Source organism: Brevibacterium sp. MGP-B1 (assembly GCF_057766545.1).
This window is the reverse complement of the sequence record NZ_CM173407.1, coordinates 4108355-4127917: the sequence shown is the minus strand read 5'-3', so window position 1 is coordinate 4127917 and position 19563 is coordinate 4108355. Positions and strand designations below refer to the sequence as shown.

Annotated in this window: 13 protein-coding genes and 1 pseudogene; 3 read left to right on the top strand and 11 right to left on the bottom strand. The window is 65.2% G+C overall.

Annotation, left to right across the window (positions count from 1 at the left end; genetic code table 11):
- Positions 1-24 precede the first annotated feature (24 nt).
- Positions 25-2466 carry a thioredoxin domain-containing protein gene (locus tag AC3CD9_RS18705; RefSeq protein WP_488365506.1) on the bottom strand — a complete coding sequence of 814 codons (2442 nt, stop codon included), beginning with the start codon at positions 2464-2466 and terminating at the stop codon, positions 25-27.
- Positions 2467-2578: 112 nt separating this feature from the next.
- Between AC3CD9_RS18705 and AC3CD9_RS18700 the strand changes: the two genes are divergently transcribed.
- Together AC3CD9_RS18700 and AC3CD9_RS18695 are read left to right on the top strand one after the other, a co-directional pair.
- A complete protein-coding gene (locus AC3CD9_RS18700; protein ID WP_488365505.1) occupies positions 2579-3601 on the top strand; it encodes a hypothetical protein in 1023 nt (340 codons plus the stop codon).
- A gap of 95 nt (positions 3602-3696) precedes the next feature.
- Positions 3697-4548, top strand: a complete 852-nt coding sequence (locus AC3CD9_RS18695; RefSeq protein WP_488365504.1) for a hypothetical protein — start codon at positions 3697-3699, stop codon at positions 4546-4548.
- Between the two features lie 27 nt (positions 4549-4575).
- Here AC3CD9_RS18695 and AC3CD9_RS18690 read toward each other — a convergent pair whose 3' ends face one another.
- Complete coding sequence (locus AC3CD9_RS18690) at positions 4576-5436, bottom strand: glycerophosphodiester phosphodiesterase (RefSeq protein ID WP_488365502.1); 861 nt, start codon at positions 5434-5436, stop codon at positions 4576-4578.
- A 338-nt stretch (positions 5437-5774) separates the two neighbouring features.
- Here AC3CD9_RS18690 and AC3CD9_RS18685 point away from each other — a divergent pair, with 338 nt between their 5' ends.
- Complete coding sequence (locus tag AC3CD9_RS18685; protein WP_488365500.1) at positions 5775-7268, top strand: alanine/glycine:cation symporter family protein; 1494 nt, start codon at positions 5775-5777, stop codon at positions 7266-7268.
- Positions 7269-7831: 563 nt separating this feature from the next.
- Here AC3CD9_RS18685 and thpD read toward each other — a convergent pair.
- The 9 genes and pseudogenes from thpD to gcvP form a co-directional block, all read right to left on the bottom strand.
- Positions 7832-8740, bottom strand: coding sequence for an ectoine hydroxylase (gene thpD / locus AC3CD9_RS18680; RefSeq protein WP_488365498.1), 909 nt, complete (start codon positions 8738-8740; stop codon positions 7832-7834).
- Between the two features lie 201 nt (positions 8741-8941).
- The gene (locus AC3CD9_RS18675) at positions 8942-9655 is read right to left on the bottom strand and encodes a hypothetical protein (protein ID WP_488365497.1); all 714 of its coding nucleotides are present in this window, start codon (positions 9653-9655) and stop codon (positions 8942-8944) included.
- A gap of 273 nt (positions 9656-9928) precedes the next feature.
- Entirely contained in the window at positions 9929-10336 is a 408-nt protein-coding gene (locus tag AC3CD9_RS18670; RefSeq protein WP_488365496.1) for an ectoine synthase, read from the bottom strand.
- A gap of 172 nt (positions 10337-10508) precedes the next feature.
- Positions 10509-11813: a diaminobutyrate--2-oxoglutarate transaminase gene (gene ectB / locus AC3CD9_RS18665; protein ID WP_488365495.1), complete on the bottom strand. Its 1305-nt coding sequence runs from the start codon at positions 11811-11813 to the stop codon at positions 10509-10511.
- A 163-nt stretch (positions 11814-11976) separates the two neighbouring features.
- The gene (gene ectA, locus AC3CD9_RS18660) at positions 11977-12372 is read right to left on the bottom strand and encodes a diaminobutyrate acetyltransferase (protein WP_488365494.1); all 396 of its coding nucleotides are present in this window, start codon (positions 12370-12372) and stop codon (positions 11977-11979) included.
- A gap of 703 nt (positions 12373-13075) precedes the next feature.
- On the bottom strand, positions 13076-14641 hold the full coding sequence (locus tag AC3CD9_RS18655) for an L-serine ammonia-lyase (RefSeq protein ID WP_488365493.1): 1566 nt from the start codon (positions 14639-14641) through the stop codon (positions 13076-13078).
- A 150-nt stretch (positions 14642-14791) separates the two neighbouring features.
- Positions 14792-15191 (bottom strand): annotated as a pseudogene (gene gcvH / locus AC3CD9_RS18650) (glycine cleavage system protein GcvH).
- Between the two features lie 112 nt (positions 15192-15303).
- Positions 15304-16566 (bottom strand): glycine cleavage system aminomethyltransferase GcvT, encoded by a 1263-nt coding sequence (locus tag AC3CD9_RS18645; protein WP_488365491.1) that lies wholly within the window; start codon positions 16564-16566, stop codon positions 15304-15306.
- Complete coding sequence (gcvP, locus tag AC3CD9_RS18640; RefSeq protein ID WP_488365490.1) at positions 16566-19499, bottom strand: aminomethyl-transferring glycine dehydrogenase; 2934 nt, start codon at positions 19497-19499, stop codon at positions 16566-16568. Before gcvP ends, AC3CD9_RS18645 begins: the two co-directional genes overlap by 1 nt.
- Positions 19500-19563: the final 64 nt, after the last annotated feature.

Below are 19563 nucleotides of genomic sequence, written 5' to 3'. Positions count from 1 at the left end.
CAATTGCTGAACTGAGCTTCGCCCCTACCTGTTCAGCAGCCCGACAAGCTCGGCGGCCGTGCCGACCGGCAGTGAGCACGAGGTTCCGCGGCACACGATCGCCGTCCCCGCGGGGACATCGACCTCCCGACCATCCGGCCCCGGCACCCCCGTCGAGGCCGTGAGCAGAGTGAGCGACGGATGCCTGGCAGCAATGTTCCGCAGCGCATCGTCGACGGTGGCGACCCGCACGGGTGACAGGGTCCGCTCGGCCTGCCACAACGCGTGTCCGCACCCGCGCGGAGCCTGTCCGGCCAGCGCCCGATAGATCCCGAGCAGCCGATCCCGAACCTCCAACAGCCGCCCCGTATCCAGCTCGGCACCTTTACCCGGGGACGCTGCCTCACCCGATGACTCCGAACCACCAGATGTCGCAGCCTCGACACCGAGCTCGCCGAGCAGGAGCACCGCCTCGGCGGCCGCGGATCGTCCCGACGGCACGGTGTTGTCGACGGGGTCCGCCGACTTCACGTCGATGATTCCGTCACCGAGCGAATCGACCGCTTCGAGCACCCCGTCGCCCCGTTCGGAGGTGAAGAGGTCAAGCATGGTCGCACCGAGGTCGACCAGATCGTCCACCCTCACCGAGGCGGCACCACCCGGCAGCTGCCGGACCGTGATTCCAGCGGTGATGAGTTGCGCCCAATCGGCGAGCCCGCCCCTCCCTGGGCCGGCGACATCGCCGGTGAAGCTGCGCCGCACGTCGAATCCAGCCGGTCCGGCTGCGTCCACCGGCTCGGATGCCCCTACCTGCTCGAACCGGTCGTGCATCGCCGTCCAGAATCGCACGGCGGTTTCTGCCCACCGCGCCGGATCCGAGGACTCGGTATTCCCTGTGATCGCACCACCGGCCGGGTCCGCACTTCCCGTCGAATCTGCACCACCCGAATCCTCAGCTCCCGCACCGGAGTACAGGGCCGCCTCGGCGAGGGCGGTGACGGCCAATGAGTTCCATTCGGTGATGATCTTCGTATCGCGGGCCGGCTGGGAACGGCGAGCGCGCAGCTGCTCGAGCACCTCGCGCTGATGCCTCGTCGCCTCGATGTCCCACGGCGCGGGGTGCTCGGCATCGAAAGGCACATCCTCCATGCCGAGCCAGTCGATGATCCGCACGGCCGCGACCACCTGGCCGGACAGCTCGCCCCCGGCCGGCGAATCGACGGGTCCGAGCAGACCAGCCTTCCCGGCCTCCGCGAATTCTTCGGGGGTGAACACGTAGGCGGCGCCCTCTTCGGAGACTCCCGCCGAGTTGAGCGAATCCGCATCGAGGGCGGCGATGAATCCGTCATCGGTCGACAGGTCGCTGATCAGGAAGTTCGCGGTGTCGGCGATCTCGCGTTCGGCCAGGGCGAGCCATTTCGACCCCGGGTCCAGGGCGCGTTCGACCTTCGCCCAGGCGACGACGGCACGCAGATAGAGGGAGTTGTCGTAGAGCATCTTCTCGAAGTGCGGCACGAACCACTGCCGGTCGACGCTGTAGCGAGCGATCCCGCCGCGCACCTGGTCGCGCATGCCACCGGAAGCGATCCGCGCCAATGTCGAACGCACGGCGATGAGGCAGTCGAGGACGAGTTCACCGGTCAGGTGTCCGTCGGCGCCGAGCCAGCCGAGCCGCCCCTCGGCCCGGACCCGATCCAGCGGGTGCTCCCCGGCCCCTCCCCCGTTCGCCGAGGCGGTCCCACCGGTTCCCGGGCGCGCCGAAGCACCGTCGTCCGCCCCCTCACCCGCCGAGGCGGTTCCGCCCAAGCGCACGAACGCCGCGAGGAGCTGGAGGACGTTCATCATCGGCGGGAATTTCGGGGCACCGCCGAATCCGCCCCACGCCGGATCGTAGGAATCGAGCAGCGCTGCGGCGGCGGAATCGAGCTCGTCGGGGGTCAGTGACTCCGAGGCCGCCTCGGCGGGGAGCGCACTGGTCACGGCATCGGCCATCTCGGCCAGTCCGCGGTCCATCCGGGACGTCATCTGGTTGACCTCGTCACGGCGGTCCGTCCACGTCGCCGATACGGCCGAGAGCACCTGCGTGAACGCGGGCAGATTGCCCCGCGGCGCGGGCGGGAAGTAAGTGCCGGCGTAGAAGGGGCTGCCGGCAGGTGTGGCGAAGATCGTCATCGGCCATCCGCCTTGGCCGGTCATCGCCTGCAGGGCGTTCATGTAGTAGGCGTCGATGTCCGGCAGTTCCTCACGGTCGATCTTCACGGGCACGAACCGGTCGTTCATCATCGCGGCGACCGCTTCGTCCTCGAAGGATTCGTGGGCCATGACATGGCACCAATGGCAGGTGGAGTAGCCGATCGAGATGAGGAGGGGGACGTCACGGCGGGCCGCCTCGGCGAGGGTTTCCTTCGTCCACATCCGCCAGTCCACGGGATTGTCGGCATGCGCGCGCAGGTAGGGGCTGGTCGAGTCGGCGAGTTCGTTCGGCATGCCCCCAGCGTCTCACTTCGGGCGATCGCGTGCGAGGTCATCTCCCGTCAGCCGACCGAGATCTTCACCCATCAACCGACAAGGAGGCTGGTTTTTATGGGAGCATAGGGCCATGACCACCGCACCGAACACCGACGCCCATGACCCGAGAATCGGCCTCGACGCCCGCAGAATGGCCATCACCGTCGTTGCTGCCGTCGTCTTCCTCGTCGCCTGGATCGGTGCAGGGCTCCTCGAGGTCAAGGCCCAAGACTCCTATGTGACGTCACCGGGCCCGAGCCTCCTGCGCCTCGCGCTCATCGCGGTCTCCGGCGCCGCCGCGATCACGATCGCCCGCGGTCTTCGCCCGATCGCCCGCAACGTGTTCATCGTCGTCATCGTGTTCCTCTGCGCCGTCGAAGCGCTCAAGTGGATCTTCACCATCGACATGCTCGGCACCGACGCCGGAGGTCTGGCCAGCAATCCCACGCTCACCACGGCCCTGGGCGTCCTGAATCTCATCGTCGCAGTGGCCTTCCCGATCGTCGTGGCCCTTGCCCTGGCCGCGGTCACGGCCCGCCTCGTCCCAGTCGCCGAGGCGGCCGCCCCCGCAGTCCTCCGCCGCCGTTCGCGTACTGCCGCCATCGGGTTGTTCGCTGCGACTGGGATCGTGCTCCTTGTCTGGCTGCTGCGAACCATGTTCGTCGACGCCATGTTCCTGTTCGAGTACGGTGATGCCTTCAATGCGCTGGGCGCAGCGGTCGGGTTCGTCTCCGCCGTCGCCGCCTTGCGGGTCGTCGCCGAGTCTCGGTCGCTGCCGTCCGATGAGCCGGCCCCAGGCTCGTCTTCGTCCGGCACCACCCCCCGATCTGCTCGCACTCTGGCCTTCGTCATCGTCGCCTGCGGACTGCTTCTGTGCCTGGAATCGACCTTGCTCGCCGTCGGATATCCACCGGTCTCCAGCCTGGGATACACGGGCTGGGTCGTCTCCATGTTCGGCCTCGTCCTCGGCAGCCTCGTGCTCGCGGTTCGCACACTCAACTGCGCACCGACTCACGACGCCGCCCGACCCGGTGACCGTGCCCAGCCCGACGACACCGCCCAGTCGGACGACAGCACTGAGGTCAGCGGCAGCGAACGCAGCGCCGGGCCATGACCACCGCCGCACAGCGTGGCGCTGAGGCCGTCGCCGACCGAGACTCTGTCGAGCGACCTGCCTCTTTGAGCCCTGGAGACTTCTCACTGACGGTCGTGGCATTTCTCGTCCATTGCCTATCGTGGGCGAGCGCCGCGCTTCTCATCAGCGCCGACGATGTGTACTTCACGACGAGTCCGGTCCGCGCGTGGGCCCAGCTCGGCATCCTGCTCGTCGCCGGTGCATCTGGGATTGTCCTCATGCGGACACTGCCGCCCCGCCCCCGCACAGTGCTCACTGTGGTCACCGTGCTGCTGTTCGTCCCATCTGGGTTGGCCTCGCTCATCTCCACCGCCGCCGGAGACTCGAATGTCGGGCAAGTGATCGCAGCGAATCTGTGGCTCCTGCGCCCGCTGACGATCGTGGCCTATCCGCTCATCGTTGCCGGTGTGCTGGCGACGATGCTCGGTCGAGTCCCAGACTCCGCCGGCCCTGCAAATCCCCACACCGAGGCGGCCGACCCGATTCCACAGCTCCCTCGCCGTCGCCCCGCTTCCCTGGTCTCGGCCACAGTCCTCATCGTCTCTGCTCTCATCATCGCGGTGGCCTTCGCTTTCGGACCGTCCGTGGGCAGTTTCGCCGATGCCACTGCACCCGTCGCATTCCTCGCGGCGATGGCAGCCCTCACCGCCTCAACGACCAGCATTTTCGGTCTGAACACCCTGTCACGACTCCACGATGCGAATGCAGATGAACAGGCTCGTCGCCCGCCGAGGTTCGCCCAGGTTCTGACTGCAGTCGCCGTGGTCTGCGGTATGGCCGCGTTCATGATCTCTGCGGCGAGGATGTTCGGCGACGCAGCCTCCCTCTATTTCGGCCCGATCGCCGGACCGGTCGGGATGGGCGGAACGATCATGTCCAGCGTCCTGCTCTCTGTCCTCATCATCCACCGGCCTGCCCACGCCTGAGCCGACGCGGGGCCTATAGAGCCTCCTCTAGAGAGCTTCGACGACCTCGACGAGGCGGTCGGGAGCGTTGGTGATGATGCCGTCGGCGCCGACGTCGATAGCTCGTTCCATCTCACCGAGATCGTCGACGGTCCACACCAAACTGGTCATTCCGAGCTCGTGGATGGCGGTGAGGAAGTCCTCGTCGGCCGCGCAGAATTCGGGGTTGACCTGGTCGACCCAGTCGGCGAAGTCCTGGAGCTCGTCCGGGCAGGGTCGGCCGAGCACACCGACCGGGATCTCCGGGGCGAGCGCGTGGAACTCTTCGACGAATGCCCAGTTCGCGGACTGGACGACGAGCATGCCGGCGGCCAAAGCCCGGTCGAGGTAGTTCGGTACGGTGCGCAGGGCGGACAGGACCGCCTCGGCGATTCCGGGATAGAGCTCGGGATGCTTGACCTCGAGCAGCAGGCCGGTGCGGGTGTCGTGGGCGAGGGTGAGCACCTCGGCGAGGCGGGGCACACGGACACCGGCGAATTCCTCGCCCTTCCAGCTTCCGGCATCGAGCGTGGCAATCTGGGCGGCGTTCATGCCGGCGATGCTGCGGTCTTGTCGATTCGGGTACAGGGTGCGGGCGTCGGTGGTGCGATCGACGGTGGTGTCGTGCATGATCACGAGCTCACCGTCGGCGCTCATGTGGACGTCGGTCTCGATCATGTCTGCGCCCTGGTCGATGCCGGCGATGAACGCGGGGATCGTGTTCTCCGGCCAGTCGGCGGACGCACCTCGGTGTGCGATGACCAGGGGCGGGACCCGAACGCGGGCGGGATCGATCACGGTGTCGGCGGCACCGGTGCTGAGGTCGCGGGGCGAGTGATCGGAGGTGGGGGTGGCGAGGGTGATGGGCATTTCAGAACTCCTCCACGGAGACTGCGGGTGGCGTTCGGGCACCGGATCCAACTGCTGCGCGGTGGCCGAACGTTGAGTACTAGGCCGCCCAGATTAGGGGTCCCGAGCAAGTTCCGGATGATGCGCGAGTGGACGGAACATGAATCCTGCCGGTGTCGACACTGGCCTTCGCCTCGGCCGACGCTGACTCGGCTGCGGGCTGATGGTGACCTTCAAGCAGGGGCCACTGCCACAGCTGCGGAACCGGAGGTGGCAGACTGGGAGTAACCACGGACGGAGTCCTCGCGTTCCGCACCTCCGATCCTCTCCAGCACAATTGCCGAAGGAGGCGCAGTTCGATGGAGATGCTCCAGAGTGCTTTCGACAGTGTCAGCACCGTATCGTCGTACATCCTCGTGGCTGTTCTTATCCCCACTGGTCTGTATTTCACCATCCGTACGGGCATCGTTCAGGTCCGCCTGCTGCCCGAGATGTTCCGCACCCTGGTGGAGCCGGGCGGACGGGATTCCGAGGGCAACCGGAACATCTCGCCGTTCCGCGCATTCTCGATCTCCGCGGCCTCGCGGGTGGGAACGGCGAACATCGCCGGTGTCGCTTTGGCGATCTCGCTCGGTGGCCCTGGTGCGATGTTCTGGATGTGGCTGACGGCCATCGTCGGCGGCGCCACGGCCTTCGCCGAATCGGCTCTCGGACAGCTGTACAAGCTCAAGGACGGCCCGAACTTCCGCGGCGGTCCCGCGTACTACATCAAGCACGGGCTGAACATGAAGTGGCTCGGACTGGTCTTCGCCGTGATTGTCGCCATCACCTACGGCATCGTGTTCAATTCGGTGCAGTCGAATTCCATCGTCGACGCCGTCGGCGCATCCTTCGGAGTCGAGAGTTCAGACGGCGTCTTCGCTGCCGTGGCCGGGGCGATCATCGCCGTCGCCGCCTTCGCGATCTTCGCCGGCGGGGCCAAGCGCATCTCGAACATCTCGGCGTACCTGGTGCCGATCATGGCCGGTCTCTACCTCATCGTCGGCGTCATCGTCGTGGTGATGAACATCGGTGCCGTGCCGTCGATGATCGCCACGATCGTCACCGACGCGTTCAGCATGGATTCGATCGCCGGCGGTACGTTGGGATCGATCATGCTCATCGGTGTCCAGCGCGGTCTGTTCTCCAATGAGGCCGGTATCGGTTCGGTGCCGAACGCGGCGGCGACCGCCTCGGCGTCGCATCCGGCCAAACAGGGCTTCGTGCAGGCGCTCGGTGTGTACTTCGATACGATCCTCGTCTGCTCGATCACCGCGTTCATCATTCTGCTGTCGAACCCGGAGTACGGCAGCTCCGCCGAGGGCATCCAGCTCACGCAGACGGCGCTGAGCGGTCAGCTCGGGCAGTGGGCGATCCACTTCCTCACGCTGGCGATCTTCCTCTTCGCGTTCTCGTCGATCCTCGGCAACTACTACTACGGCGAGGCGAATATCGAGCATCTGACGACGAACCGCGTCGCTTTGCGCGTGTATCAGGTCATCGTCATGGTCTCGGTGTTCATCGGTGCGATCGCGGCCCTCGACCTGGTGTGGACCGCGGCAGATATCTTCATGGCGATCATGGCACTCATCAACCTCTTCGCACTGCTGATGCTCTCTCCACTGGTGTTCTCGCTGCTGAAGAACTACCAGCAGCAGCGCAAGGCCGGCTTCGAACCGGTCTTCCGCCGCGGCGATCTGCCGACGTTCAAGCGCATCAACACCGAGGTCGACGCCTGGGACGGCACCGACGAGGTGACCACAACGAAGTTCTGGCATGACCGCGGGAAGAAGGTTCGCTCCGACAACGAGTGATGCTGCGATCATTCTGATTTCGCAGACACATCGGGCGCTACCTTCTCAGGGGCGCCCGATGTGTTTTCATTCCCCAAGGTCCGCAAGCAGTCCCCTGACCCTCAGGAGGTCCCGTTGAGTATCGATCGCGCTGAGTTGGCAACTGCCCTCGCCGAGGCGACCGGATGGTCGGTCACGGCCGATTCCCGCCGTGTGACGTTCACGAATGATGATCCACCACAGGTGGTCATCTGGACTGTCACCGATTCCGAGATCGGGGACCTCCGCGACAACGAGAATCGCCGTGCCCAAGGGTTACGGAGGCAAGAGGACTGCCGATTTAGGCGTCTTGTGGCTTCCGCTCATGGAAGCCTTGGACCCGTTCGAAGGGTCCCGCGGGGTGATGCGTGGGACAGACCTGAGGATCATCGAGTAGTCGCGACCTGTCGAGGTCTGCGGGGAGGCAGAAGGGGTCCGGCGACGCGACTGCGGCACCGGACCCTTTCTGTGCTGATGCGTTCACTCCGCAGGGAGTGCCAGGCGGGTGCAGGGCATCAGCGACCGAATTCATTGCGTATGAGGCCTCACCGACCGGCAGGAGTGAAGTCAGTGCTGCCGACGAACTCCGGACGCGGCTTCGGCGCTGCGAAGGGTTCCACACAGGTGTTCTCCACCGAGTTGTACACGATGAAGATATTCGAGCGCGAGAACGGAGTGACATTGCCGTTCGACGCATGCATGCAGTTGGAGTCGAACATGATCGCCCCGCCGGCCGCTCCTTCGAGCACGTCGATGCCATACTCGTCGCCGAAGTCACTGAGAGTCTGACGATCCGGGGTGCCTGCACCCTGCATGATGAGGGACTTCCGATAGTTGTCCTCGGGAGTGCCTCCCACACAGCTGATGCAGCGCTTGTGCGAGCCGGGCATGATCATCAGCGGACCGTTGAATGAGTAGTTGTCCGTCAGCGACAGCGAAAGACTCACCGCGCGCGGAGCGGGCATCCCGTCCTCAGCATGCCAGGTCTCGAAGTCCGAATGCCAGGAGAACTCTTTGCCCACGAATCCCGGCTTGTAGTTGATCCGGCTCTGATGGATATAGACATCGGTTCCGAGTATCTGCCGTGCGCGGTCGACGAGGCGCGGATCGTTCGCGATCTTTCTGAAGATCTCATTGGTGCGATGGATGTCGAATATCGACCGGACCTCATCGGACTCGGCTTCGACGACGGTGCGCTCATCGGCCTTCACCTCCGGGTCGCGCGAAAGCCTCTGGAGCTCGTCAGTGAAGAGTTTCAGCTCTTCGGATGTGATGAGCTGATCGATCGTCAGATAGCCCGTGTCCTCGAAGTGCTTGAGCTCCGCCGCCGCGAGGGGGCCATCTTCGGAGGAGCCGAAGACGATCGGACCCGTGCGCGGGAGAACCTCAGTGGTCTCACCGGAGCGAGTCGGATAGAGATCTGTGGTTGCGGTCGCAGCTGACACTGATGTCATCATTTCTCCTTCCTTCGCTATGTGCCGTCTGCCGGGGCGGTGGCGTGACTGCTCATCGCCCCCGCAGATCGGGTTGTGCGGCCACCGTAACAGGGGGACATCGTCCTCGGTACCCCGGTTAGAGTCGGAGAGAGACCGGCGCGTTCGAGGCGATTCATCTGAGACGGATCACCCCGAAAGTGCCGGTCATTCATGCGACAATCAGCGCTTGACCGACTTCGAGGTGGCACCGGTCGCCCAACTGACCTGGCTGAAGGTGACGCGGTAGTACCGCTTGCTCTTCGACTTCACCTTGTAGACGGCCTTGCCCTTCTTCGCGGTGACTGTCTTCAGAGTCTTCCACTTGCTGCCGGACTTGACCTGGAACTTCACCTTCGGGTTGTAGTTGACCTTGCTGTAGTGCTCGGGGTTATAGACCTTCGTCGACGAGGTCAGAGTGACCGTGCTGCCTTTGCGCTTTGCAGAAAGCGACGCGTAGGACTTGCCGCGGACGTAGAAAGAGCCCTTGGTGTAGTCAGTGCGTTCAACCGATCCGTATTCGTAGTCGTTGTAATCGCCGTAGTAGAACGCACTCACTTCCGAGGGGCCCAAAGTATATTTGCCCAAACCTGACGACGACGGGCAGACCATGTATCTATCTTTCGAAGAACCGCCGTACGACGAGAACCATGCTGAATCGTCGTAACCGTGACGCCCTCTTACCTCAACCGTTACGTCCCAGTCCTCAACCCGAGACTTCTTGTGCTTCATGTATATGTTCATGTACTTGCAGTTCCAGTCGGACACAACGACGCTGTCTCCCCAGAGCTTTGTAACGTCGAACGAGGTGCTGGCTGCCTCGGCGGATACGGCAGGACCGATGGCGAGAGCAAGAGCGGAAACGGACGCCACAAGGGCGCGCTTGAGGAACTTCATGGAGACTCCAACTGAAGATGGATGGAAGGGGATGCCTGAGTGGGAGTCAACGAATGCGCAGTCGGCAACGAGAAGTCACGAAACTTGAAAATTGTATGACCGAAGATTATCACACCTGAAGTCCACCCGGCGCCAGCTCAACTGCACCGCTCAATCGTGCCTCTCAAGCGCTCAACTCAACCACACGAAAAAGGCGGCCCGAGCGCAATGCTCGGGCCGCCTCGGCGAGTGAAGCTCAGCCGGTGTCCACCGACTCAGCAATCAGAAGCCGTATCAGTTCGCGGGTGCCGCATCATCCTCGAGGATGAGCGGGTACACGCCGTTCTCGTCGTGGACCTCACGACCGGTGACCGGCGGGTTGAACACGCAGGCCATGCGCAGCTCTTCCTCGGCCACGACGGTGTGCTTCTCGTGTCCGTCGAGGAGGTACATGACGCCATCGTGGAGCGGGTATTCCTTACCGGTCTCCAGATCGGTCAGCGTTCCCTTGCCCTGCACGCAATACACGGCTTCGACATGGTTCTGGTAGTGGAACGTCGAGGTGGTTCCGGCGTAGATCACGGTGTCGTGGAACGAGAAGCCGACGCGCTCCTTGCCGAGCACCATGCGGCGCGAGCGCCAGGTCTCGGACTTGATATCGCGGTCGGTGTCGTTGAGGTCATCTCGGTTGACTACGTACATCTGTGGTCCTTTCGCAGAAGGTCGGTGAAAGTATTCAGGGGGTGGGCCGCGAACTCCTGTCGTGCACCGACGGAGTCCGCTGACCCGAATGGACCGCGGAGCCGGTGAGCTCGGTTCGGCCCAAAGCTCAGGCCGGCGCCACTGCTGCGACGCCGGCCCGGGCAGAGGTGGGTCAGGCCAGTGCGGCCTCGGCAGCGGCGGGAGCGAACTTGGCCACTCCGGCCTCGATGATATCCAGGCCCGCCTGCAGATCGCGCGAGTCGATCGTCAGCGGCGGCATGATCTTGATGACTTCGTCATCGGCGCCCGAGGTCTCGAGCAGGAGGCCGTTCTCGAAGGCGTAGGCGGCAACCTTCTCCGCCACCTCGAGGTCTTCGAAGCAGAGGCCGGCCAGCAGGCCGCGTCCGCGGACCGAAGCACCTTCAGCCTTCTCGACGATTCCGTCGAGACGCTGGTGCAGAGCGGCGATGGTGTCCGCAAGCTGGTTCTGGAACTCGTTGTCGGCCCAGAAGGTCTTGATGGCGGCCGTCGCGGTGACGAATGCGGGGTTGTTGCCCCGGAAAGTCCCGTTGTGCTCACCGGGCTCCCAGACGTCGAGTTCGGGACGGAACAGTGTCAGCGCCAGCGGCAGACCCGAACCGGAGATCGACTTCGACAGGCAGACGATGTCGGGCTCGATGCCGGCCTCTTCGAAGCTGAAGAATGAACCGGTACGGCCGCAGCCTGCCTGCACGTCATCGACGATGAGGAGGATGTCATGCTTCTTGCACAGGTCGGACAGTGCGCGCAGCCATTCGGCGCGAGCGGCACGCAGTCCGCCCTCGCCCTGCACGGTCTCGACGATGACAGCGGCGGGCTTATCGACGCCCGAGCCGGAGTCCTCGAGGACCTTCTCCAGCCACAGGAAGTCCGGGACCTCTCCGTCGAAGTAGTCGTCGTACGGGATCTTCGAGCTGTTGGTCAGCGGGATGCCTGCGCCTTCGCGCTTCATCGAGTTGCCGGTCACCGACAGCGATCCCAGCGTCATGCCGTGGAACGCGTTGGTGAACGAGAGCATGTGCTGGCGGCCGGTCACCTTGCGAGCGAGCTTGAGAGCCGCCTCGACGGTGTTGGTTCCCGTCGGTCCAGGGAACATGACGGAGTAGTCGAGTCCGCGCGGCTTGAGGATGAGGTCCTGGAAGGTCTGCAGGAACTCACGCTTGGCCGGGGTCTTCATATCCATCGAGTGCAGCACGGCGCCCGACTGCAGGTACTCGATGAGCGGGCCCATCACGGCCGGGTTGTTGTGGCCGTAGTTGAGGGCACCGGCTCCGGAGAAGAAGTCGAGGTACTCGTTGCCGTCCTCGTCCCACTGCTTTGCGCCCTGCGAACGGGCGAAGGTCGCGGGCCAGGAACGGCAGTAGCTGCGCACGGCAGACTCGCGAGTTTCGAAGATGTCGGGCTTGTCAGTGGGTGTGGGCTTAGCGCTTTCAGTCATGACTTGAGTCCTTTCGACTTCTTTAAGTTCTGCGTCTGCATCGGATGCAGTCGCCGAGGCGGTGGCCGCTGCCGCTCACTGCGGGCGATCTCTTCCGCCTCCTGGCACCTGGCGCGACCACGCCCTTGGAACAGGGGGCCGCGCGGCGCCGGGATGAGGCTCGTTACAGGGGTGCAATCTCGTAGAGGTACTCGGTGTCGTGGCCGTCCGGGTAGAGGTCCGGGGTGAACAGCGGGCGACGGTTGAATCCGGCCCCTCGCTTCTCAGCGAACGCCTGGAACAGGCGGTTGGACGCCGCGTTGTCGTCGGTGATCGTCGTCTCCATGCGGAGAGCACCGGTCCGGTCGGCCAGTTCATGGAGCATGGTCGATGCGAGCCCGTGCCCACGGAAGTTCTCGTTGACGGCGACCTGCCAGATCATCAGGGTGTCCGGATTCTCCGGACGGGTGTACCCGGTGACGAAGCCGGCGGGCTCTCCGTCGATTCGTGCGATCACCGAGGTGTCCGCGAAGTCGCGGCACCACAGCAGGTACGAGTACGAGGAGTTCAGGTCGAGCACGGCTGTGTCTTTCGCGAGCCGCCATAGATGTTGTCCGTCCTCCAGTTCTGGAGTCCGGACGTCGATTTGCGTCTTCGGTTCAGCGAGTGCGTTAATCACGCCAACAAACCTAACGGGCTGAGATCGAGCGTCAACCTCGAAAGTGCCGATTCCGGGACACTTCCGCAATGATCGCCCCGAGCTACCGACATGTAACAGACCCGGCCTTGCCCATGGCATCTCTGGGATGTGACGGGGCGCTCCTTCGCGCTCATACCGCGCCAGAGGTTCGTTATCGTTTCGTTACATTTGAACGCAGTTGGAACAAGGGTTCCACGTGTTCCATGTCACTTCACTTGAATTTGGATAGCAAGGGGGCCTGTTGCCCGAGGTTGCCGTCTGAGGCTCTGCGAGCGGGTTCGCGGCGGCTGCGAGGTAGTTCGCGCAGGCGCGAAGGTGTTCGCGCAGCGCCGCCATCAGCCGGATGCTGCGCGCCTGCCGCCGCCGACACGAGTTAAGTGTGCGAAGAATGTCGCTGAGAGGCCGATTTTCGGCATTCTTCGCACACTTAACTCTTTCTCCCCGCTGCTTCAGGCCGCTGCAGAGGTACGGAAGTAGATGAGTGCGCAAAGCCGGCTCGAGAGGCCGCGACTCAGGTGAGCGCCGCTTGACTGGCTCCGAACCTCAGACGCACTGACCTCAGCACTCGACGACCCGTCCTGCCTCAGCACTCGACGACGTTGACGGCGAGGCCACCCATCGCTGTCTCCTTGTACTTCGAGGACATGTCCGCGCCGGTCTGGCGCATCGTCTCGATCACCTCGTCGAGGCTGACCCGGTGCTGGCCATCACCCCACAGCGCCATGCGGGAGGAGTTGATGGCTTTGCCGGCGGCGATCGCATTGCGTTCGATGCAGGGCACCTGCACGAGTCCGGAGATCGGGTCGCAGGTCAGGCCGAGGTTGTGCTCCATCGCGATCTCGGCGGCGTTCTCCACCTGTTCGGGCGTCCCGCCCATGACGGCGGCGAGTCCCCCGGCGGCCATCGACGAGGCGGATCCGACCTCTCCCTGACAGCCCACCTCGGCGCCGGAGATCGAGGCCCGCTCCTTATAGAGGACTCCGATGGCCGCCGCAGTGAGCAGGAAGTCGACGGTGGCCCGGTGCTTCGCGGACTCGCCGCCTTCCATCACCGCGGGAACGTAGTTGAGCGCATAGTGCAGCACGGCGGGGATGATGCCGGCCGCCCCATTCGTCGGCGCGGTGACGACGCGGCCTCCCGAGGCGTTCTCCTCGTTCACGGCCATCGCGATGAGGTTGACCCATTCGAGGTAGTAGCCGGGATTCCGGTCGGGGTCTTCGGCCTTGAGTTTGAGGTACCAGTCGTGTGCGCGGCGGCGGACCTTGAGCCCTCCGGGCAGATAACCGGAGCGGTCCAGGGACGCCGAAGCGCATTCCTCCATCACCGAGTAGATGTGGAGCAGTCCGTGCCGGATCTCGTCCTCGTCGCGCATCGACAGTTCGTTGGCGTGCATGATCTCGGCGATGGACAGATCGTTCTCGCGGCAGCGCTGAAGCAGCTCGACTCCGGAGTGGAAGGGGTAGGGCAGCTCTTCGTCGTAGGACTCGAGTTCGGCATCGACGACAGAATCCGCGACCGCGAACTCGACGCCCGCGCCTGCACCGCCGCCGTCGCCGGACGCAACGTCGCGAGCGTCGCCGGCCGCAACGTCGCCGCCGTCGGCACCAGCCGCACCGTCGCCGCCGTCATCGGCAGCTGCACCATCCTCGGCGGTCTTCTCTTTCTCGAGGAATTCGGTCTCCGAGGTCACGAATCCGCCGCCGACGGAGTAGTAGGTCTCCTCGGCGAGGGTCTCCCCGGCAGCATCATAGGCGGTCACAGTCATGGCGTTCGTATGGCGCGGGAGGACGGTCAGCGGTCTTTTAACCATGTCATCCTCGGTGAACTTGAGTTCGACGCCGTTGCCGGTCGAGTCGCCGAGGATGATCGTCCCGGTCTCGGACATCCGCGTCCGCCGGGCGGTGAGTTCGTTGGCTTCGATGAGATCAGGGCGGCAGCCCTCGAGGCCGATGAGGATGGCGTCGAAGGTCCCGTGACCGGCGCCGGTGGCGGCCAGGGAACCGAACACGTCGACGCGCAGATCCGCCACGGATCTCAGCGTTTCGCCGAGGAGGTCGATGAAGCTCGCGCCGGCACGCATCGGTCCGACGGTGTGGGAGCTCGACGGTCCGATGCCGACCGTGAAGAGGTCGAAGACACTCAATGGCATGGCAATCACTTCGTTTCTGATGAGATGACGACGGGGCCGACCGAACAGCCGTGCACTTACGTGCATGGCGAGCCGATGCCGACGATGTGTCGGCACCGACCTCGACCGACCCCGCTTCAGGGTTGATATCCTCCGCCCGGAGGATGAGGCTCAGAGGGAGTTCGCCTCGGCGTAGCCGGCGGCGTCCATGACTTCGCCGACCTCGGTCACGGCGACCTCGAACAGCCAGCCCTCGCCGTAGGGGTCGGAGTTGAGCAGTCCGGGTGAGTCCACGGCCGCCTCGTTGATGGTGACGACCTCGCCGGTCACCGGGGTGTAGAGGTCGGACACGGACTTCGTGGATTTCAACCTCACCACAGGTCTCACCTGCGGTGACGGTGTCGCCGACCGCGGGCAGGTCGACGTAGACGACCTCGCCGAGGGCATCGGCGGCGACGGCGGTGATGCCGACCTTGACGGTCTTGCCGACGAGCTCATCAGCAGCGCCGTCGACCCATTCGTGTTCGGCGGAGTAGGTGAAGTTCTGTGGGAGCGGGGGCAGCTGTGCCATGTGTCTTCCTTACTGTGACTGCCGCCGGAAGGGGCGGTCACGACGTTGTTGTGCCAGGTGGGACCAGTCTACGAGTCACCGGTCCCGCCAGGATGATTTGTGGGTGAGAGCTTCAGTCGGCCTGGCGCTTGTAGAACGGCAGCTGCGTGACGGTGAAGTCGTGTGCCTTGCCGCGGATGTCCACGGTCACGGCGGTGCCCACCTCGGCGCGGTCCCGATCGATGTACGCCAGGGCGATCGGGTGGCCGAGCGTCGGCGAGGGCTGACCGGAGGTGACGGTGCCGACCTCAGCGCCGTCGATCGACACGGCGGCTCCCGAACGGGCGGCACGGCGTCCTTCCGAACTCAGGCCGACGAGCACGCGCGGCGGTTCGGTCTCTCCGAGCTTCGCAAGGGCTTCGCGGGCGAAGAAGTCGTCCTTCGTCTTGAACCCGATCATCCGGCCCAGCCCTGCGTCGTACGGGGTGGTGTTCTGATCGAGCTCGTTGCCGTAGAGCGGCATGCCGGCTTCGAGGCGCAGCGAATCGCGTGCGGCCAGTCCGCAGGGAACGAGTCCGTAGTCCGCGCCCGAAGTCACGAGCGTGTTCCACAGGCGGGTGGCGCCGATGTTCGGCGCGTAGAGCTCGAACCCATCCTCACCGGTGTATCCGGTGCGGGCGAGCATGAGGTCGATCCCGGCGATCGTCAGCGGCATCCACGCGTAGTACCCCAGTTCGCGCACCGCCTGACCGATGGTGATCTTCGCATCCCCCGCCGAGGTGGCTCCCCCGTTGGCATCGTCGGTGACCTGGGCCTTCGCCTGGTCCCCGGCGCCGGTGCGGGGTCCGAATTCGCCGTGGCCGGACTCGTCGAGGGCGCGCAGGATGATCGCCTCGGAGTTCGGGCCCTGCACGGCGATGAGCGCGGTGGCATCGGATTCGTCGGTCAGGTGCACATCGGAGCCGGGTGCGACGGTCTGGACGAACTGGTGCACGCGGTCCTTGAGCGCGGCGACCACGGTGGGCGTGTTCGAGGCGTTGGGGACGATGAGGAACTCTTCGTCGCCGATGCGGTAGGTGATGAGGTCGTCGAGAAGGCCGCCTGACTCGTTGACGATGACTCCGTACTTGGCCTTGCCGATCTTCATCTTCGAATACTTCGCGACGAGCGCGTAGTCGAGGAAGGCTGCGGCGTCGGCTCCGGAGATGCGCACCTCACCCATGTGGGAGAGGTCGAAGAGGCCCGCGGCTTCACGGACGGCACGGTGTTCGGCGAGTTCCGAACCGTACTTCAGCGGCATGTCCCAGCCGCCGAAGTCGGTGAACGACGCACCGAGCTCGGCGTGGATGCTGTGCAGCGGGGTCTCTCTGGGTGTGTTCGCGGTCGTATCGGTCATCACTTGTCCTCTTCCTCGAACTCTTCGAAGGCCTCTGGCGGCGGGCAGGAGCACACCAGGTTGCGGTCGCCGTAGGCTCCGTCGATGCGGCTGACCGGCGGGAAGTACTTCGTGTGGCGCAGTCCGGGAACGGGGAACACCGCGGTCTCGCGGCTGTACTTGCCGTCCCAGTCGTCCATCACCACGGTCGCCGGATGCGGCGCAAGCGCCAGCGGCGACTCTTCGTAGGTATACGACTTGCCGATCTCGTCGATCTCGGCGCGGATGGTGCGCATGGCCTCGATGAAGCGGTCGAGCTCGTCCTTGTCCTCGGATTCGGTGGGCTCGACCATGAGGGTGCCGGGCACCGGGAAGGCCAGGGTCGGGGCATGGAAGCCGAAGTCGACGAGGCGCTTGCAGACATCCTCGGCGGTGACTCCCGTCGCCGAGGTGATCGCACGGAGGTCGAGGATCGTTTCGTGGCCGACGAGTCCGTTCTCACCCGAGTAGAGGATCGGGTAGACGTCGCCGAGCTTCTTCGCCAGGTAGTTCGCACCGAGCAGAGCCGCGCGCGAGGCCTCGCGCAGTCCCTCGGCGCCCATGAGTTCGAGGTAGGCGAAGCTGATGGGCAGGACTCCAGCGGAGCCGAACATCGATGCGGAGATCGGCAGCTCCTTGGCGTCCGGGTCACCGGCGACGAGCTCCGGCAGCGTGGCATCGCCGGGCAGGTACGGAGCGAGGTGTTCGCGCACCGCCACGGGGCCGACTCCGGGGCCGCCTCCTCCGTGGGGGATGCAGAAGGTCTTGTGCAGGTTGAGGTGGGAGACGTCACCGCCGAATTCGCCGGGCTTGGCGAGTCCGACCATGGCGTTGAGGTTCGCACCGTCGACGTAGACCTGGCCGCCGGCGGCATGGACCTTGTCGCAGACCTCGCGGATCTGCGGTTCGAAGACACCGTGGGTCGACGGGTAGGTGATCATGATGCCGGCGATCTTGCCTTCGTGCTTGACGATCTTCGCATCGAGGTCGTCCATGTCCACGGAGCCGTCATCGGCCGTCGCCACGACCTGGACCTCGAGTCCGGCGAGCACCGCGGAGGCGGCGTTCGTGCCGTGCGCGGACTGCGGGATGAGCACGACGGTGCGGGCATCGTCGCCGCCCGCCACATGGTAAGCGCGGATGGCGAGCAGTCCGGCCAGCTCACCCTGCGAGCCGGCGTTGGGCTGCAGGGACACGCGGTCGTAGCCGGTGACCTCGACGAGCGAGTCCTCGAGGCGACCGATGAGTGCACGCCAGCCCTCGGTCTGCTCGGCCGGGGCGAAGGGGTGGATGGAGGCGAATTCCGGCCAGGTGATGGGTTCCATCTCGGCGGCGGCGTTGAGCTTCATCGTGCACGAGCCAAGCGGAATCATCGTCCGGTCCAGCGCGAGGTCCCGGTCGGCCAGGGTGCGCAGGTAGCGCATCATCGAGGTCTCGGAGCCATGCGCGCTGAAGACGGGGTGGGTGAGGAATTCGGTGTCGCGGTGGAACTTCGCATCGAAGGCGGGCTCCGGCACGGCGTTGGCTCCGAAGGTCCCCGCCGAGGCGGCTTCGAAGTCGTCCGCGTCGATCCGGGCATAGATGCCGAGGGCTTCGAGCAGACCGTTTGCGTCGGCGACCGTGTGGGGTTCGCCGAAGGAGACGCCGACGGTCGAGTCGTCGATGACGCGGATGTTGTAACCGGCCTGGTCGGCGACGAAGCGGGCCGCTTCGGCATCGGCGACGCGCAGTGCCACGGTGTCGAAGAATTCCCTGGTGACCACCTCGGCTCCCGGGGCGGTGTCCGCGGCACCAGCGAACGCGTGAGCGAGGCGGTGGACGCGGGAGGCGATGCGGGTCAGGCCGACGGGACCGTGGTAGACGGCGTACATGGAGGCGACGTTGGCGAGCAGTGCCTGCGCGGTGCAGATGTTCGACGTCGCCTTCTGGCGGCGGATGTGCTGTTCGCGGGTCTGCAGGGCCAGGCGGTAGCCGGGCTTGCCCTGGGAGTCCTTGGACACGCCGACGAGGCGGCCGGGCAGCTGGCGCTGGAGTCCGGACTTCACAGCCATGAAACCAGCGTGGGGGCCGCCGAAGAACAGGGGCACACCGAAGCGCTGGGCGGAGCCGACGGCGATGTCCGCGCCCTGGGAGGCGCAGTCCTTGAGCAGGGTCAGGGCCAGCAGATCGGCGTCGAAGGTCACGAGTGCTCCGCGGTCGTGCGCTCCGTCGACGGCTTCGGTGAAGTCGCGGATGGCGCCGGTGGTGCCGGGCTGGGCGCAGACGATGCCGAAGATGTCTTCGCCGACGAGGCCCTCGGCGAGGTCGGCGACGGTGACGCGGAAGTCCATGGCCTTCGCCCGGGCGCGGACGACGGCGATGGTCTGCGGGTGGAGTTCGGAGTCGAGGACGACGGTTGTCCCCTTCTTCACGGCTCGACGCATGAGCAGGACCGCCTCGGCGACGGCGGTGGCCTCATCGAGGAGGGAGGCATTGGCGATGTCGAGGCCGGTGAGGTCCTGGACGACCTGCTGGAAGTTCAGCAGCGCTTCGAGCCGGCCCTGGGAGATCTCGGGCTGGTACGGGGTGTAGGCGGTGTACCAGGCGGGGTTCTCGACCAGATTGCGGCGGATGACAGCCGGGGTGATCGTGTCGTAGTAGCCCTGACCGATGAGCTGGGTGCGCATGACGTTCTGGTCGGCGAGGTCGCGCAAGTCGTTCAGAACGTCGAACTCGGAGCGTCCTGCGGGCAGGTTGAGCTCGTCGTTCTGGATGGATTCCGGGACGGCAGCGGCGGAGAGCGCTTCCAGAGAGTCATAGCCGAGTTCGGCGAGCATGGCCGTTACGTCGTCGGCGCGGGGGCCGATGTGGCGGTCGGAGAAGGGGCGTGCGGTGTCCCCTGTTGCCTGCGTCGTATGGGCGAGTGAACTGGTCAATTGCCGTCCTAGGGTCGGTGTTGCGTCCACCGATGGGAGGACGCAGCGATCGCTGAGTGTCCTC

Bases quoted from the DNA above. Each gene is read 5' to 3' on its own strand.
- thpD (WP_488365498.1), bottom strand. From the start codon at position 8,740: ATGACATCAGTGTCAGCTGCGACCGCAACCACAGATCTCTATCCGACT.
- AC3CD9_RS18675 (WP_488365497.1), bottom strand. From the start codon at position 9,655: ATGAAGTTCCTCAAGCGCGCCCTTGTGGCGTCCGTTTCCGCTCTTGCT.
- AC3CD9_RS18685 (WP_488365500.1), top strand. From the start codon at position 5,775: ATGGAGATGCTCCAGAGTGCTTTCGACAGTGTCAGCACCGTATCGTCG.
- AC3CD9_RS18690 (WP_488365502.1), bottom strand. From the start codon at position 5,436: ATGCCCATCACCCTCGCCACCCCCACCTCCGATCACTCGCCCCGCGAC.
- AC3CD9_RS18705 (WP_488365506.1), bottom strand. From the start codon at position 2,466: ATGCCGAACGAACTCGCCGACTCGACCAGCCCCTACCTGCGCGCGCAT.
- ectB (WP_488365495.1), bottom strand. From the start codon at position 11,813: ATGACTGAAAGCGCTAAGCCCACACCCACTGACAAGCCCGACATCTTC.
- AC3CD9_RS18655 (WP_488365493.1), bottom strand. From the start codon at position 14,641: ATGCCATTGAGTGTCTTCGACCTCTTCACGGTCGGCATCGGACCGTCG.
- AC3CD9_RS18670 (WP_488365496.1), bottom strand. From the start codon at position 10,336: ATGTACGTAGTCAACCGAGATGACCTCAACGACACCGACCGCGATATC.
- AC3CD9_RS18700 (WP_488365505.1), top strand. From the start codon at position 2,579: ATGACCACCGCACCGAACACCGACGCCCATGACCCGAGAATCGGCCTC.
- AC3CD9_RS18645 (WP_488365491.1), bottom strand. From the start codon at position 16,566: ATGACCGATACGACCGCGAACACACCCAGAGAGACCCCGCTGCACAGC.